This window comes from Mycobacterium fragae, assembly GCF_002102185.1.
GTDB classification, from domain to species: domain Bacteria; phylum Actinomycetota; class Actinomycetes; order Mycobacteriales; family Mycobacteriaceae; genus Mycobacterium; species Mycobacterium fragae.
The window spans coordinates 43,771-58,226 of the sequence record NZ_LQOW01000002.1 but is presented as its reverse complement, the minus strand read 5'-3'; the positions used below and the strand labels follow the sequence as shown (position 1 = coordinate 58,226).

The 14,456-nt window shown below is 67.9% G+C and carries 13 protein-coding genes; 6 read left to right on the top strand and 7 right to left on the bottom strand.

Features of this window, described 5'->3' with window-relative positions; translation table 11 throughout:
- Window positions 1–12: 12 nt before the first annotated feature.
- From AWC06_RS00295 to AWC06_RS00270, 6 genes are read right to left on the bottom strand one after another with little or no spacing between them, the layout of a single operon-like run.
- Window positions 13–777: an alpha/beta fold hydrolase gene (locus AWC06_RS00295; protein ID WP_085193246.1), complete on the bottom strand. Its 765-nt coding sequence runs from the start codon at window positions 775–777 to the stop codon at window positions 13–15.
- Window positions 774–1,829 (bottom strand): acyl-CoA dehydrogenase family protein, encoded by a 1,056-nt coding sequence (locus AWC06_RS00290; RefSeq protein WP_085193244.1) that lies wholly within the window; start codon window positions 1,827–1,829, stop codon window positions 774–776. The genes AWC06_RS00295 and AWC06_RS00290 overlap by 4 nt, the downstream gene beginning before the upstream one ends.
- Window positions 1,826–2,974, bottom strand: a complete 1,149-nt coding sequence (locus tag AWC06_RS00285) for an acyl-CoA dehydrogenase family protein (protein WP_085193242.1) — start codon at window positions 2,972–2,974, stop codon at window positions 1,826–1,828. Before AWC06_RS00285 ends, AWC06_RS00290 begins: the two co-directional genes overlap by 4 nt.
- Before the next feature lie 27 nt (window positions 2,975–3,001).
- Entirely contained in the window at window positions 3,002–4,225 is a 1,224-nt protein-coding gene (locus tag AWC06_RS00280; protein ID WP_085193240.1) for a glycosyltransferase family 4 protein, read from the bottom strand.
- On the bottom strand, window positions 4,222–5,757 hold the full coding sequence (locus AWC06_RS00275; protein ID WP_085193238.1) for a 1,4-alpha-glucan branching protein domain-containing protein: 1,536 nt from the start codon (window positions 5,755–5,757) through the stop codon (window positions 4,222–4,224). The genes AWC06_RS00280 and AWC06_RS00275 overlap by 4 nt, the downstream gene beginning before the upstream one ends.
- A complete protein-coding gene (locus AWC06_RS00270; protein WP_085193237.1) occupies window positions 5,754–6,530 on the bottom strand; it encodes a class I SAM-dependent methyltransferase in 777 nt (258 codons plus the stop codon). The genes AWC06_RS00275 and AWC06_RS00270 overlap by 4 nt, the downstream gene beginning before the upstream one ends.
- 205 nt (window positions 6,531–6,735) lie before the next feature.
- Here AWC06_RS00270 and AWC06_RS00265 point away from each other — a divergent pair, with 205 nt between their 5' ends.
- Both AWC06_RS00265 and AWC06_RS00260 read left to right on the top strand, forming a co-directional pair.
- On the top strand, window positions 6,736–7,536 hold the full coding sequence (locus AWC06_RS00265; protein WP_085193235.1) for an electron transfer flavoprotein subunit beta/FixA family protein: 801 nt from the start codon (window positions 6,736–6,738) through the stop codon (window positions 7,534–7,536).
- A 32-nt stretch (window positions 7,537–7,568) separates the two neighbouring features.
- Window positions 7,569–8,525, top strand: coding sequence for an electron transfer flavoprotein subunit alpha/FixB family protein (locus AWC06_RS00260; RefSeq protein ID WP_085193233.1), 957 nt, complete (start codon window positions 7,569–7,571; stop codon window positions 8,523–8,525).
- Here AWC06_RS00260 and AWC06_RS00255 read toward each other — a convergent pair.
- On the bottom strand, window positions 8,506–10,290 hold the full coding sequence (locus AWC06_RS00255; RefSeq protein WP_085193232.1) for a flavin-containing monooxygenase: 1,785 nt from the start codon (window positions 10,288–10,290) through the stop codon (window positions 8,506–8,508). The two genes, AWC06_RS00260 and AWC06_RS00255, sit on opposite strands and share 20 nt — an antisense overlap.
- A 106-nt stretch (window positions 10,291–10,396) precedes the next feature.
- Here AWC06_RS00255 and AWC06_RS00250 point away from each other — a divergent pair, with 106 nt between their 5' ends.
- Genes AWC06_RS00250 through mnmA form a run of 4 tightly spaced genes read left to right on the top strand, consistent with a single transcriptional unit; the run spans window position 10,397 to window position 14,372 of the window.
- Entirely contained in the window at window positions 10,397–11,227 is an 831-nt protein-coding gene (locus AWC06_RS00250) for a GNAT family N-acetyltransferase (protein ID WP_085193230.1), read from the top strand.
- Window positions 11,227–12,096 carry a lysophospholipid acyltransferase family protein gene (locus AWC06_RS00245; protein ID WP_085193228.1) on the top strand — a complete coding sequence of 290 codons (870 nt, stop codon included), beginning with the start codon at window positions 11,227–11,229 and terminating at the stop codon, window positions 12,094–12,096. Before AWC06_RS00250 ends, AWC06_RS00245 begins: the two co-directional genes overlap by 1 nt.
- A gap of 33 nt (window positions 12,097–12,129) precedes the next feature.
- A complete protein-coding gene (locus AWC06_RS00240; RefSeq protein WP_085193226.1) occupies window positions 12,130–13,311 on the top strand; it encodes a cysteine desulfurase family protein in 1,182 nt (393 codons plus the stop codon).
- The gene (mnmA, locus tag AWC06_RS00235; RefSeq protein ID WP_085193224.1) at window positions 13,308–14,372 is read left to right on the top strand and encodes a tRNA 2-thiouridine(34) synthase MnmA; all 1,065 of its coding nucleotides are present in this window, start codon (window positions 13,308–13,310) and stop codon (window positions 14,370–14,372) included. The genes AWC06_RS00240 and mnmA overlap by 4 nt, the downstream gene beginning before the upstream one ends.
- The last annotated feature ends 84 nt before the right edge of the window (window positions 14,373–14,456 follow it).

Sequence of the window (14,456 nt, the reverse complement as noted above, 5' to 3'; positions counted from 1 at the left end):
CGTCCTGGGTGTTCAAAGTTGCTCCAGCAGTTCACGCACGGCGGTGTTGAAAATGTCGGGTTGGTCCATGTTCGCGGCATGCCCGGCGTCGTTGATGAGAAGCTGGCGGGCATTGGGAATGTGGCGCTGCATGTAGTCGGCACCGGCCAGGAAGTCGGTGTCCTGCGCGCCGACGACGACGAGCGCGGGAACCGCGATGCTGTCGAGTGATTCGATCACCCGGGCATTGTGTTGGACCATCGAGCCGCGGGCGGCGCGGGGCAGTCCTTCGGGATGCCGGTGTACGGCCCGCGCGACCTCCGGCGAAGAATGCGGCGCGGGTGCGCCGGTCTCCAGTCGCTGCGCGGTTCGCTCCACCCAGTCGTTCCACTTCTGGCGGGCTTCGGCGTTGCGGTAGCCCGGCCCGGTGTCGACGAGCACCAGCGCGGCCACCCGATGCGGGTGGGCGAGGTGAAAGGCCAGTGACAGGTAGCCGCCCAAGGACATGCCGCACAGCACCGCCCGCTCCGCGCCGGCGGCGTCGAGTACTGCGGCCATGTCCGCGACGCTGATGTCCTGGCCGTAGCGGGCCATATCCTCTGGGGCGTCGCTGTTGCCGTGCCCGCGCTGGTCCCACACGATCACCGGCCGGTCCGTCGACAGCGCGTCAATGTTGGGATCCCACATGGCTGCGGTGGCGGCGAAACCGTGGGTGAGCAATATCGGCACACCCGACGCCTGTGGGTTCTGCACCCGGTACGCGACCTCGACGCCGTCCGGGCGCCGCAGCCGGTTCACTGGATCACGTCCGATCCGGACTGAATCGCGGGGTACAGCGCGTCGGGGCCCGCGGACAGCAACGTCGCGCCGAGCCGGTCCGCCCAGCGGTGGTGGCCGCCCGCTTCGTCTCGCCAGGCCCATAGCCGGCGGGTCAGATAGTGCAATGGATACTCCTTCGTCATGCCGATCGCGCCGTGTGCCTGGTGGGCGGATCGCGTGGCCAACTTTGCACCTTGGTCGGCAAGTAGCTTGGCGCAGGCGATTTCGAAGCCGCCGTGGCCGCGTTCGAGCGCGGCGACCGCACCGGCGACGGCCGCGGCCACCACCGTCGCCTGCTGATGAATGGTGACGAGATGAGCCTGCACGGCTTGGAACCGGCCGATGGGGCGCCCGAATTGCTCTCGCTCGCGGCTGTACCGCAGCGTCATCGCCGCGACGGCGTTCAACGCGCCGGCCATCAGCGCCGTCCGCCCCAAAGCGGCACGCTCCGCCAGCGTTTGGTCGTTGACTCCATCCGGCGCGCTGGCTCGCGCGGTGATCGGCACGCCGTCGAAATGCACGGTGTCACGTGGCTCGCCGGCCAGGTTGACGGCGCGGCTGACCGCCGGATGCGGTCCCGGTGCGGCCGGACCCGGCGCTATCAGCACGAGGCCGTCGACGAGTCCGACAACATGCTCGGCGCGGTGACCCCATGCCACCCCCGGCACCGTGCCGAACAGTCGATCATCGTCGAGATGCAACTGCCCGGCGGTTGGCAGCACGGTGCGAATCGCGTTTGGTAGCACCAGACCCGCAGACGCCAGCAGCCAACCGGCGACCAGGCCCGCCTCAGCGAGCGGCACTGGCGCCGCGTGCGCTCCCGCTGCCCGTAGCAGCTCGACCGCATCGGCCACGTCACCGCCCGATCCGCCCAATTCCTCCGGCATCGGCACATCGGCGAACCCGGTTTCTGTCAGTGCCTGCCACAGCGCGTCGGCCCAGCCCGTCACTTCGGTCTCGGCGACGACCTCCCAGGGGCAGTGGTCATCGAAGAATTTCGTTGCGGCGCTGTGCAGTTCGTTATCGCTCATGTCAGACCCTTCGCAGCGACCGAACGCAGCACCTCGGTGGTTCCGCCGCGAATGGTGTACGAGGGCGAATCCAGCACAGCGCGACGCAGCAGCCGGTCGAACAATGAAGGTGGCTCAGCAGATTCCAAGCCGCACAGCAGCTCTCGGTCCAGCAATTCCCGCAATGCGATCACCACGTCTTGTTCGAACCGAGTGCCCATCTCCTTGATGAGCGCCGCTTCCGCCGAAGGGGTGCCGCCCGCGTCGATACTCCTCGCCACCGCGAGCGAGAGCCGGCGCAACACCCAGTATTGGGCGGCCAGTTCGCCGATCCAGCGGCGTCCGGCGGGGCTGGCAGCAAGATCCGGTTCAGCGCGCATGAATTCCTGAACGAGCAGGAAAGTGGAGATCCACCGGTCCGGCCCGCCGCGCTCGAAGGCCAGCTCGCTGGTGTTCTGCGCCCATCCCTGTCCGATCTCACCGATCACCCTGTCATCGGGAACCAGCACGTCGTCGAGTGTCACTTCGGCGAAGTGGTCGGTGCTGCCGTCGAGATAGGGGATCGGGTTGACCGTCACGCCCGGGCTATGCATATCGATCAGCAACCGACTGAGCCCCTCATGGCGCGCGCCGCCGCCGGTGCGGCACAACGCGATCATGAAGTCGGCGCGCATGGCGTTGCTCGTCCACACCTTGGTGCCCGAGACACGCCAACCGCCGTCGCCGGCAACCGCTTTCGTGCGCACCGACGCGAGGTCACTTCCGGCATCCGGCTCGCTCATGCCGATGCAGAAGCACAACTTCCCCCGGCAGATCTCCGGCAGCAACCAGCGCTTCTGTTCCTCGGTGCCAAAACGCAGCAGCACTGGGGCGATCTGGCGGTCGGCCACCCAGTGATGTCCAACGGGCGCTCCCCAGCGCAGCAGTTCCTCGACGACCACAAACCGGTCCACGGCCGTGGCGTCGTGACCGCCGTAGCGCGCCGGCACCGCCATGCCGACCCATCCGCGCTCGGCGAGCAACGCCGAAAACTCAGGATCAGCTTGGCTACTCATCCCGAGGCCCGGCTCGAATGTGCCGGCAGGCAGCTCCTTGGACAGGAAAGCGCGAACCTGGTCACGCAGGTCCAGTTCCGCGGCCGTCAGCTCAGCAGAGGTGGCGCGCATGCTGGAAGACTACTTCCATTGAGCTGGCTAGCGGTCCGGCAGCGCGTGCTCGACGATCGGTAGCCGGGGAAGCGGCTGGCGTTCGCGACGCTTGGCCGCCAGATATACCTGTGCGGTCTCGTCGGCCACGGTATGCCAATCGAAATCAGAGGTGAGTCTTTCCCGTGCGGCCCGCGCGCGGCGCTGCGCGGCGGCTGGATCGTCGAGCACGGCGCAGACCGCTTTGGCCAGTCGCGCCACATCGCGTGGCGGGCAGGACATCCCGGTCTCACCGTCGATCACCGCCTCGCCCAGGCCCCCGATATTGGTGGTCACCAGCGGAGTGCCTGCCGCGGCGGCCTCCAGCGCTGCCAGGCCGAAGGGCTCGTAATGGCTGGGCAGCACGGCGGCGTCTGCGCGATGCAAGGCGTGCAGCAGTTCCTCGTGGTCAAGCCGCCCAACGAATTTCGTCGCCTTGCGCACCCGGTGCTTGCGGGCCTGTTCGATAAGCCAGTCCTGCTGGGTGCCGTCCCCGGCGATAGTCAACGTGGTTCCGGGATGGACGCGCCTGATGCGGGGCAGTGCGGCGATCGCTTCGTGCACACCCTTCTCGTACTCCAGCCGGCCCACATAGAGCAATTCGGGCGGCCCGGTGCGGGGCCGGCGAGTCGCGAAAGGCCAACGGGCTGCGTCGATTCCGTTGCGGATCACCGTGATCTCGGCCAGCCCTGGCCCGAACAGCTCGGTGATCTCGTCGGCCATCGAGCTCGAACAGGTGATCAGCGAATCGGATTCGCGCACCAACCACGACTCGACGGCGTGCACCTGGCGGCTCAGCGATCCGGAAACCCATCCCGAATGCCGGCCTGCCTCCGTCGCGTGAACAGTGGAAACCATTGGCACGTCGTAGAATTCCGAAAGCGCGACGGCGGGATGGGCCACCAGCCAGTCGTGAGCGTGCAAGACGTCGGGGGTGAAGTCCAACGACAATCCGGCGCGGGTCATGGCGTGGCCCATCGCCAGCGTCCAGGCCATCATGTCGTCGCTGAAGGTGAACTCGTGCGGGTCGTGGGCAGCCGCTACCACGCGAACGTCCTCGTTGATTTCATCGGACGACGGGTGGGTGCTCGGATCGGTTCCCGACGGGCGACGCGACAGCACCACGACCTCGTGGCCGGCGGCCGCCAGCGCCGTCGACAAATGATGGACGTGTCGGCCGAGGCCACCGATCACCACCGGCGGGTACTCCCACGACACCATCAGGATTTTCATCGGGGCAGCCTTCGCGCGTCCAGCGCGCCGAACAGGCCATCGGCCCGGTTCCAGCCGTCGGCCAGCCGCTGCGCGACTTCCCGGCGGCCCGACGCCAGCGCTCCGGCGATCTCGCGGGTGGCGTGCGCATGCAGGTGCGCCCGGTAGCGGGCATAGTCGGCAGCGGAGTCCTTGCTCACCATGAACGGCCAATCGCTGGACACCGTGAGCAACGTCTCACGCAGAATCTGATCGGCGATCTGGTCGCGGGGGATCGGCCCGTCCAGCGACGCGGTCTGGGTCAGCGCCTTGTCGACCGTGCTCAGCGCGGTGTCGACGACTTCGGAGTTGAGCTGCACCAGGTCGGCGACCTTGTCGCCGGCCCACACCTGCCAGTCCTTGCCGGAACCCCAAGAGCTGGGCGGCAATTCGACCGTTGAGCCGACGTAACCGTCGGCGATCGCGTCGCTCAACGTGCCCACCCGCACCCCGGCCTCCGGCAGCGCCCGCAGGACCCGTTCCAGCCACACCGGTCCCTCGTACCACCAGTGGCCGAACAACTCGGTGTCAAAAGCGGCGACCACATGTGCCGGGCGACCGATCCGCTCGGATTCGGCCAGCAGCCGGCCCCGTACCACGTCGACGAAATCGGCGACGTGGACGTCGACCGCGCGATCCGCGCGTTCGGGATCGTAGGGCGCCTTGGCGTCCGACGGCACGTTGCGGCCGGTGACCCGGGCGGGTTTGAGGCCGGTGCGGTGATCGTAGGTGTGGAAGTCGCGGTAGGCGGCGTGACCCGGGTAGCCGGATTTCGGCGACCACACGCGATAGCTGACCTGCAGGTCGCGCCCGAACGCCACCACGTCAGTGTCGCCGACCGGCCGGCCCAGCGCGGTGTCGCCATGCAAGGACGGGCCGTCGACCATGAAGTGGCCCACGCCGGCCGCGGCGTAGTCATGCTCCATGCCCGGGGCGTACGCGCATTCGGGCGCCCAGATCCCGGCCGGGGTATGCGCCAACCGAGAACGCGCATCGGCCAGGCCCTCGCGCAGCGCGAACTCGCGCAGCCGCGGCGTCAGCAGCGGCTGGAACGGATGGGCGAGCGGCCCGCCGAGCAGCTCGACCGTGCCGGCGTCGATCAGGCCGCGCAGCAGCGGGCTGCCACCGTGACGCCACAAGGTGGCGAAGTCCTCAAGTGCCCGGCGCGCCTCGGCATTCTCGCGAATCCCGAACGCGCGCAACGCCGGTAACGTGGTGGCCTCGGTGGCGCGCAGTTGCCAGTTCGCCAGCCAGTGGTACATCCCGTCGAGGCAGTACGGGTCGTCGAGCTGGGCCGTCACCACGGGCGTCATGCCCAACGTGATCAAGTGATGACGGTCCTCGCCGGCCAGGGTGTGTAGCACTCGAAGCAGCGGCAGATATGCCGCCGACCATGACTGGTAGAGCCACTCCTCGCCGACAGGCCAGCGGCCATGATGGGCCAGCCACGGCAGATGGGTGTGCAACACCAGCGTGAACAGGCCGGGTACCCGGCTCTCGGTGGTCTGGTTCACGGGCGCACCGCGATCGCGACCAGATCCAGGCTGGCATCAATATCACAGCTGTCTCCCGCGTCGACGATGTCGAAGTCGGCGGCGCTGACCGCGGCGACGTCGGCTAACAGCTCCGGCGGCCACGGCGCATCGGCGACGGCGCGGGCGATCTGGGCGTCGATGATCGAACCGCCGTGGCGGGCATCCATCTCGGCCAGCCGCGGCCCATGAAAAATCCCGTAAACACCCTCCACGGTGAAACCTGCCTCCACCAGCAGCTGGGTCAGCTCCTCGGCATTGAGCTCGCGGGTGTGAAACGGGTTGATCGGGGTGTCACGGCCCGGCGAGAACGTGATCCGGTTGGGAGTGGACATCATCAACAGCCCCGACGAGCGCAGCACCCTGGCGCACTCGCGGACGAACCTGGCCTGGTCCCACAGGTGTTCGATGACCTGGAAGTTGACCACCACGTCGACCGATCCGTCGGCCAGCGGCAGCTCGGTCAGGTTCGCGTGCATGACGTCCACCCGCGGGTAGCGGGCCCGCACGTGCGCCACCGCGCTCTCGTCGTAGTCCACCGCGATCACCCGGCGGGCGACCCCGGCGATCAGGTCGGCGCCGTAGCCCTCGCCGCAGCCCGCTTCGAGCACCTCGCGCCCCACGCAGCGCGGCGTCAACCGCTGGTACACCACCTCGTGACGGCGGAACCAGTAGTTCTCCACGTCGAGGCCCGGGATGGTGCGTTCGCCGGTCAGCGTCAACCCGGGATCGGCGGGCGGGTGGTATGTGCTCATTGAATAGGCAGGCTAGCCCCTTGCGCCGCAGAGGCGAACGGTTCACCGAGACAGGCGCAAGAACCTGCAGCACGACCCGCTATGGTGTGAGAGCGAACCGTACAAAGTTACCGGTCAGTAACATGCGTGTGCGGTTGCGTAAGACGTGACCCAGGTCGTGTGGCTGACCGCTGCAGGGCCCATTCGAGGAGGACGAACCACACTCATGACGAACATCGTGGTCCTGATCAAGCAGGTCCCAGACACCTGGTCGGAGCGCAAGCTCACGGAGGGTGACTTCACCCTGGACCGGGAGGCAGCCGACGCCGTGTTGGACGAGATCAACGAGCGGGCTGTCGAGGAGGCGCTGCTGATCCGGGAGAAAGAGGCCGCCGACGGCACCGAGGGATCGGTGACCGTGCTGACCGCGGGCCCGGAGCGGGCCACCGAGGCCATTCGCAAGGCGTTGTCGATGGGCGCGGACAAGGCCGTCCACCTGCTCGACGACGGGATGCATGGTTCTGACGTCATCCAGACCGGGTGGGCGCTGGCGCGGGCGTTGGGCACCATCGAGGGCACCGAGCTGGTGATCGCCGGCAACGAGTCCACCGACGGTGTCGGCGGGGCGGTGCCGGCCATCATCGCCGAGTACCTGGGCCTTCCGCAGCTCACCCACTTGCGCAAACTCTCGGTCGAGGGCGGCAAGATCATCGGCGAACGCGAGACCGACGACGGTGTATTCACGCTTGAGGCCTCGCTGCCGGCGGTGGTCAGCGTCAACGAGAAGATCAACGAGCCGCGCTTCCCGTCGTTCAAGGGCATCATGGCCGCCAAGAAGAAGGAAGTCACCAAGCTGACGCTCGCCGAGATCGGCGTGGAGTCCGACGAGGTGGGCCTGGCCAACGCCGGGTCGACGGTGCTGGCGTCAAACCCCAAGCCGCCCAAGACCGCCGGCGAGAAGGTCACCGACGAGGGCGACGGCGGCACCAAGATCGCCGAGTACCTGGTCGCACAGAAAATCATCTAGATCCCCCGACGCGAAAGACACGGAATACACCCATGGCTGAAGTACTGGTGCTCGTCGAGCACGCCGAAGGCGCGCTGAAGAAAGTCACCAACGAACTGATCACCGCCGCCCGCACGTTGGGCGAGCCCGCCGCCGTCGTGGTCGGCGCGCCGGGGACCGCGGCGCCGCTGGTCGACGGCCTGAAGTCGGCCGGCGCCGCCAAGATCTACGTCGCCGAATCCGACGCCGCCGAGAACTACCTCATCACCCCGGCGGTCGACGTGCTGGCCGCGCTGGCCGAATCGGCCACTCCTGCCGCCGTTTTGCTGGCTGCCAGCGCCGACGGCAAGGAGATTGCGGGCCGGTTGGCGGCCCGCATCGGTTCGGGTCTGCTGGTCGACGTCGTCGACGTACAGGCCGGGCCCAAGGCCGTGCACTCCATCTTCGGCGGCGCGTTCACCGTGGAGGCGCAGGCCAACGGCGACACCCCGGTGATCACCGTGCGCGCCGGCGCGATCGAGGCCGAACCGGCTGACGGCGCGGGCGAGCAGGTCACCGTGGACGTACCGGCGCCCGCCGAGAACGCGGCCAAGGTCACGGCACGCGAGCCGGCGGTCGCCGGCGATCGCCCGGAGCTCACCGAAGCCACCATCGTGGTCTCCGGTGGCCGTGGTGTGGGCAGCGCCGAGAACTTCAGCGTGGTCGAAGAATTGGCCGACTCACTGGGCGCCGCGGTCGGCGCGTCCCGCGCTGCGGTGGACTCCGGCTACTACCCGGGCCAGTTCCAGGTGGGCCAGACCGGTAAGACCGTGTCGCCGCAGCTGTACATCGCGCTGGGGATCTCCGGCGCGATCCAGCACCGCGCCGGCATGCAAACCTCGAAGACGATCATCGCGGTCAACAAGGACGAAGAGGCGCCGATCTTCGAGATCGCCGACTACGGCGTGGTCGGCGACCTGTTCAAGGTCGCACCGCAGCTGACCGAGGCGGTCAAGGCCCGCAAGGGCTGAGCGGCGCCGTCGCTTTGACGTCAAGGCCGTCCAGCGTGCCGTCAGCGCGCCAGGCCTCCAGGATGTCGGCGTATTCGGTTGGGCTGCCGAAGAAAAAGCTGTCGCGGTTCAGTCGCGCACTCGCGTGGCCTTCGCGGTTGTAGTAGCCGGGGGTGCACGACTCGCGTCTTCCGGCGATGACACTCGACCGTTCGACGACGGCGCCGACCCAGGCCGCTTCCGCCTCGGCCGTCGCTTCGACTTCGGTGGCGCCGTGCTGCAACGCCCAGGCGATCACCCAGGCGACGTGACGCGATTGGGTGTCGATCAGGTAGGGGAAGTTCACGGTGAAGCCGGACTGAGCGATGCTTTCGATGAAACAGTTCGGAAAACCGTTGACCTGCAAGCCGTGTAGGGTACGCACGCCGTCGGCCCACTTGTCGGTGAGTGTGCGGCCGTCGCGACCGATCACCTCGAAGCCGGTGCGCTGGCGATAATCCGTGCCGACTTCGAACCCGGTGGCGAAAATCAAACAGTCGAGCGGGTATTCGGCGCCGTCGACCACGATACCGTGTTCGGTGATGCGTTCTACCCCGCGGCCGTGGGTGTCGACGAGCGTGACGTTGTCGCGGTTGAACGCCTGCAGGTACTCGTCATGGAAGCAGGGCCGTTTGCAGTAATAGCCGTACCACGGCTTGAGCGCCTCGGCGGTGGCTGGGTCGGCGACGAGCGCGTCGACACGGGCCCGGATCTCCTCCATCTTCGCGAAGTCAGCAAGTTCCGCGGCGTTTGGCCCATCGCTGTTCACGATTGGCATCTTCTTGGTGAGGCTGGTCCATGCGTCGTCGACCAAGTCCTCGTCGGCTTGGCCGCCCGCGGTGAGGATTTGGAAGTTCTCGATGCGACGGCGTTGCCAGCCCGGCTCCAGCGACGCGGCCCATTGCGGGTCGGTCGGCCGGTTGGCTCGGACGTCGACGGTCGACGGGGTGCGCTGAAAGACGAAGAGCCGCTGCGCCGACTCCGCGAGACGGGGAACGCACTGAATAGCGGTCGCACCGGTTCCGATGATGCCCACGCGTTTGTCGGATAACCTGCCGAGGTCGTCGCCGGTGTAATCGTAATCCCATCGGCTGGTATGGAACGCATGACCGGTGAACGTCGTAATACCCGCAATCCCCGGTAGTTTCGGCTTCTGCAGATAGCCGTTGGCCATCGCCACGAACCGGGCACAGATCCTGTCTCCGCGATCGGTGGAGATCACCCAGCGGGATGCAGCCGAATCCCAACGGATTTCCTGCACTTCGGTTTGCAGGCACGCGTCACGGTACAAATCGTAGTGCTCGGCAATGCGACGACAGTGGGCGAAGATCTCGGTTCCCTTGGCATACTTCTCGGTCGGGATGTAGCCGAGCTCTTCAAGCAACGGCATATACACGTAGGACTCGACGTCGCAGGCAATGCCCGGATAGCGGTTCCAGTACCAGGTCCCGCCGACGTCGGCGGCCTTGTCGATAAGTCGGACGTTTTCGACGCCGAGTTCTTTGCACCGTGCCCCGATGAGCAGCCCCCCGAACCCGGCCCCGATGATCGCCACGTCAACCGCATCGGCGATCGGGTCTCGGGCGAAGTTCGGGTCGGCCCATGGGTCGTGGCCGAAGCGGCTGAACACACCGGTGATTTGCACATACTGGTCGATGCCGTCCGGGCGCAACCGCCGCTCACGCTCTTGGGCGTATTTGGCGCGCAGCGCTGCTGGGTCGAATGTCGCGTCGCCGACCTCAGCCACGCTCGCAGAATACTGGACAAAGTTCGCTGCGACTCGTCACCTGCCGTGCATCAACACGTCACGACGTCGACGCCAATTAGCTGACCAGTACCGCAACGGTGGTGGCATGAGCGTTGAGTCAATCCTCATACCTGCCGACCCGCCCGCGGCGACCCGTTCGCCGCGCGAGCCGCGTTACTCGTTGTTGCTCACCTCCGACGCCACGCTGATCGAGGCTGCACAGCGGCTGCGCTACGAGGTGTTCAGCAGCGAGCCCGGCTTCGCGCTGAGGGCACCGGGTCTCGACGTGGACCGGTTCGACGAGCACTGCGACCACCTGCTGGTCCGCGAGGACAATTCCGGGCAACTGGTGGGTTGTTACCGGATGCTGTCGCCGGCCGGTGCCGCTGCGGCCGGAGGCCTTTATACCGCAACGGAATTCGACGTGCGGGCACTCGATCCGCTGCGGCCTTCGCTGGTGGAGATGGGACGCGCGGTGGTTCGCAAAGATCATCGCAACGGCGCCGTGGTACTGCTGATGTGGGCCGGCATCCTCGCCTATCTCGACCGACGCGACTACGACTATGTTGCCGGGTGCGTATCGGTGCCCGTCGCAAGCGAGGGTGCACCACCGGGCAGCCAGATCCGCGGCGTGCGCGACTTCGTGCTGCGCCGCCACGCCGCCCCGGATGGCTACCGGGTGCACCCGTATCGGCCGGTGGTCATCGACGGACGCCCGCTCGACGACATCCCCGCCCCCGCACGACCGGTCATCCCGCCACTGATGCGCGGCTATCTGCGACTGGGAGCCCAGATCTGCGGTGAGCCGGCCTACGACGCCGATTTCGGTGTCGCCGATTTCCCTGCGCTGCTGGACAAGCGCCGCGCCGACACGCGCTATCTGCGGCGCCTGCGATCGATGTCTGGTGTCGCCGCGGTGCCCGGCAGGGTCGCCTGATGAGCAGATCGACGTTGCGCGACCATGCCTGGTTGCCGCGGGCGTCCTGCGACGCGGAATGTCTGCGCGCGAGTTGCTCGGACGCGCCCCGACGGTTCGTTGTGGGGCTGCGAATGACGCTGCGCGCCATCCTGGCCCTGCTGTTGGCGCTGGCGTTGCCGCTGCTGGCGGTCCCGCTACCGGGGCGGTCGGCGGCCAAGCGCACCTACTGTCGGCTGCTGTTGCGCAGTCTCGGCGTCCGGATCACGGTGTCCGGTGGGCCGGTTCGCAACCTGCCCGGTGTCCTGGTGGTCAGCGATCACATGTCCTGGCTCGATGTCGTCACGATCGGCGCCGTCCTCCCCAGAAGCGGGTGGCGGACACAACCGCTTTCGTTTGTCGCCCGCGCCGATGTGGCCGACCAGTTCGCCGTCAGGATGATGGCGCGGATCATCAGGGCCATCCCGATCGACCGCGCCAGCCTGCGGCAGCTGCCCGGTGTGGTGGGCATCGTCGCCGCCCGACTGCGCGCCGGTCACACAGTGGTGGCATTCCCCGAAGGCACCACCTGGTGCGGTCTGGCATGCGGGCCGTTCTACCCGGCGATGTTTCAGGCCGCGATCGACGCTGGCCGGCCAATCCAGCCGCTGCGGCTGCGATATCACCACCAGGACGGGAACCTGTCGACCGTGCCGGCCTTTGTCGGCGACGACACGTTGCTGCGTTCGATCCGTCGGCTGCTCGCCAGCCGTCGCACCCTGGCGCGGGTCTATGTCGAATCGCTCGAGCTACCGGGCACCGATCGGCGGGAGCTGGCCCGTCGCTGTCAGGCGGCGGTGCGCACGGCGGCTCCGGGTCAGCCGCTGCCCGGACACGTCCTGGCTGGCTGACCCGCAGGCCCCCGTCGGTATCCTGGGCGGGTCATGGTGTACCTGGATCACGCCGCCACCACCCCGATGCACCCCGCTGCCATCGAGGCGATGACGGCTGTGTTGGGCACCGTCGGCAATGCCTCGTCGCTGCACACCACGGGGCGTGCCGCCCGGCGGCGGATGGAGGAATCCCGCGAGCTGATCGCCGCCAAGCTCGGTGCCCGTCCATCCGAGGTGATCTTCACCGCGGGCGGCACCGAAAGCGACAACCTCGCCGTCAAGGGCGTCTACTGGGCACGCCGAGACGCCGAGCCGCGCCACCGGCGCATCGTCACCACCGCGGTGGAGCACCACGCCGTACTGGACTCGGTGAACTGGCTCGTCGAACACGAAAACGCCGAGGTGACGTGGCTGCCCACCGCCTCCGACGGATCGGTATCCGCCGCCGCACTGCGTGACGTGCTCCAGCACCACGACGACGTCGCGCTGGTGTCGGTGATGTGGGCCAACAACGAGGTCGGCACCATCATGCCGATCGCCGAACTCGCCGCTGTCGCAGCTGAATTCGACGTACCCATACACAGCGACGCCGTTCAGGCGGTCGGGCAGCTGCCGGTCGACTTCACCGCAAGCACCCTGTCCGCGATGAGTGTGGCCGCGCACAAGTTCGGCGGTCCACCGGGTATGGGCGCGCTACTGCTGCGCCGCGACGTCGGCTGTGTGCCGCTCTCGCACGGCGGCGGGCAGGAACGCGACATTCGTTCCGGCACACCCGATGTCGCCGGTGCGGTCGGCATGGCGACGGCCATGCAACTCGCCGTGGACGGACTGGAGGCCAACAGCGCGCGCCTGCGGCTGCTGCGCGACCGGCTCATCGACGGCGTGCTGGCCGAGGTCGACGACGCCCACCTCAACGGTGCAACCGGCTCGCGGCGGCTCCCTGGCAACGCGCACTTCACCTTTGCCGGCTGCGAGGGTGATGCGCTGCTGATGTTGTTGGACGCCAACGGAATCGAATGCTCCACTGGCTCGGCGTGCACCGCCGGAGTGGCGCAGCCGTCACACGTGTTGATCGCGATGGGCACCGATGCGGCCAGTGCCCGCGGATCGCTGCGATTGTCGTTGGGACACACCAGCGTCGAGGCCGACGTCGATGCGGCACTGCGGGTGCTGCCGGGTGCGGTTGCCCGCGCCCGGCAGGCAGCGCTGGCCGCCGCGGGGGTGGCACGGTGAAGGTGCTCGCCGCGATGAGCGGCGGCGTCGACTCGTCGGTCGCCGCCGCCCGTATGGTCGATGCCGGCCACGACGTGGTGGGCGTGCACCTCGCGCTGTCCCAGGCGCCGGGCACGCTGCGCACCGGCTCACGCGGCTGCTGCTCCAAAGAAGACGCCGGCGATGCCCGCCGGGTCGCCGATGTGCTCGGAATCCCTTTCTACGTCTGGGATTTCGCTGACAAGTTCAAAGAAGACGTGATCGACGACTTCGTGTCGTCCTATGCCCGCGGGGAAACGCCGAACCCGTGTGTGCGCTGCAACGAGCGGATCAAATTCTCGGCGTTGGCGGCACGCGCGCTGGCGTTGGGTTTCGACACCGTAGCCACCGGTCATTACGCGCGGCTGTCCGATGGGCAGCTGCGCCGGGCCGTCGACCGGGACAAGGACCAGTCGTATGTGCTGGCCGTGCTGACGTCGCAGCAGCTGCGCCACGCCGCCTTCCCGATCGGCGACACCCCCAAGCCGCAGATCCGCGCCGAGGCGGCCCGTCGCGGTCTGGCGGTCGCCGAGAAGCCGGACAGCCACGACATCTGCTTCATCCCGTCCGGTGACACCCGTGCGTTCCTGGGCGATCGCATCGGGGTGCGCCGCGGGACCGTGGTGGACGGGCGGGGCACCGTGCTGGCCACCCATGACGGCGTGCACGGTTTCACGATCGGTCAGCGCAAGGGGCTGGGTATCGCCGGGCCGGATCCGGACGGCCGGCCGCGCTATGTGACGGCGATCGATGCCGACAGGGGCACGGTGCAGGTCGGCACCGCGGCAGATCTCGACGTGTGGGAGCTGACCGGACATCGGCCGGTGTTCACGTCGGGGACGACGCCGTCGGGACCCGTCGAGTGCGCGGTTCAGGTGCGGGCGCACGGTGAGGCCGTCGACGCGGTGGCCGAATTGGTCGGCGACGAGCTGCGCGTCCGGCTACGTGTCCCGTTGCGCGGGGTGGCGCCCGGTCAGACGCTGGTGCTCTACCGCCCAGATCCGGCCGGCGACGAAGTCATCGGCAGCGCGACGATCGTGTAGTTCGCCGAACGTGTAGCCACGGCGAAATTTCGGCCGGATTTCCGCCACCAGTGCACGTTCGGCGCAAGGGGGGAAGGCGCAAGG

Bases quoted from the DNA above. Each gene is read 5' to 3' on its own strand.
- AWC06_RS00290 (WP_085193244.1), bottom strand. From the start codon at position 1,829: ATGAGCGATAACGAACTGCACAGCGCCGCAACGAAATTCTTCGATGAC.
- AWC06_RS00285 (WP_085193242.1), bottom strand. From the start codon at position 2,974: ATGCGCGCCACCTCTGCTGAGCTGACGGCCGCGGAACTGGACCTGCGT.
- AWC06_RS00280 (WP_085193240.1), bottom strand. From the start codon at position 4,225: ATGAAAATCCTGATGGTGTCGTGGGAGTACCCGCCGGTGGTGATCGGT.
- AWC06_RS00270 (WP_085193237.1), bottom strand. From the start codon at position 6,530: ATGAGCACATACCACCCGCCCGCCGATCCCGGGTTGACGCTGACCGGC.
- AWC06_RS00265 (WP_085193235.1), top strand. From the start codon at position 6,736: ATGACGAACATCGTGGTCCTGATCAAGCAGGTCCCAGACACCTGGTCG.
- AWC06_RS00260 (WP_085193233.1), top strand. From the start codon at position 7,569: ATGGCTGAAGTACTGGTGCTCGTCGAGCACGCCGAAGGCGCGCTGAAG.
- AWC06_RS00250 (WP_085193230.1), top strand. From the start codon at position 10,397: ATGAGCGTTGAGTCAATCCTCATACCTGCCGACCCGCCCGCGGCGACC.
- AWC06_RS00245 (WP_085193228.1), top strand. From the start codon at position 11,227: ATGAGCAGATCGACGTTGCGCGACCATGCCTGGTTGCCGCGGGCGTCC.
- AWC06_RS00240 (WP_085193226.1), top strand. From the start codon at position 12,130: ATGGTGTACCTGGATCACGCCGCCACCACCCCGATGCACCCCGCTGCC.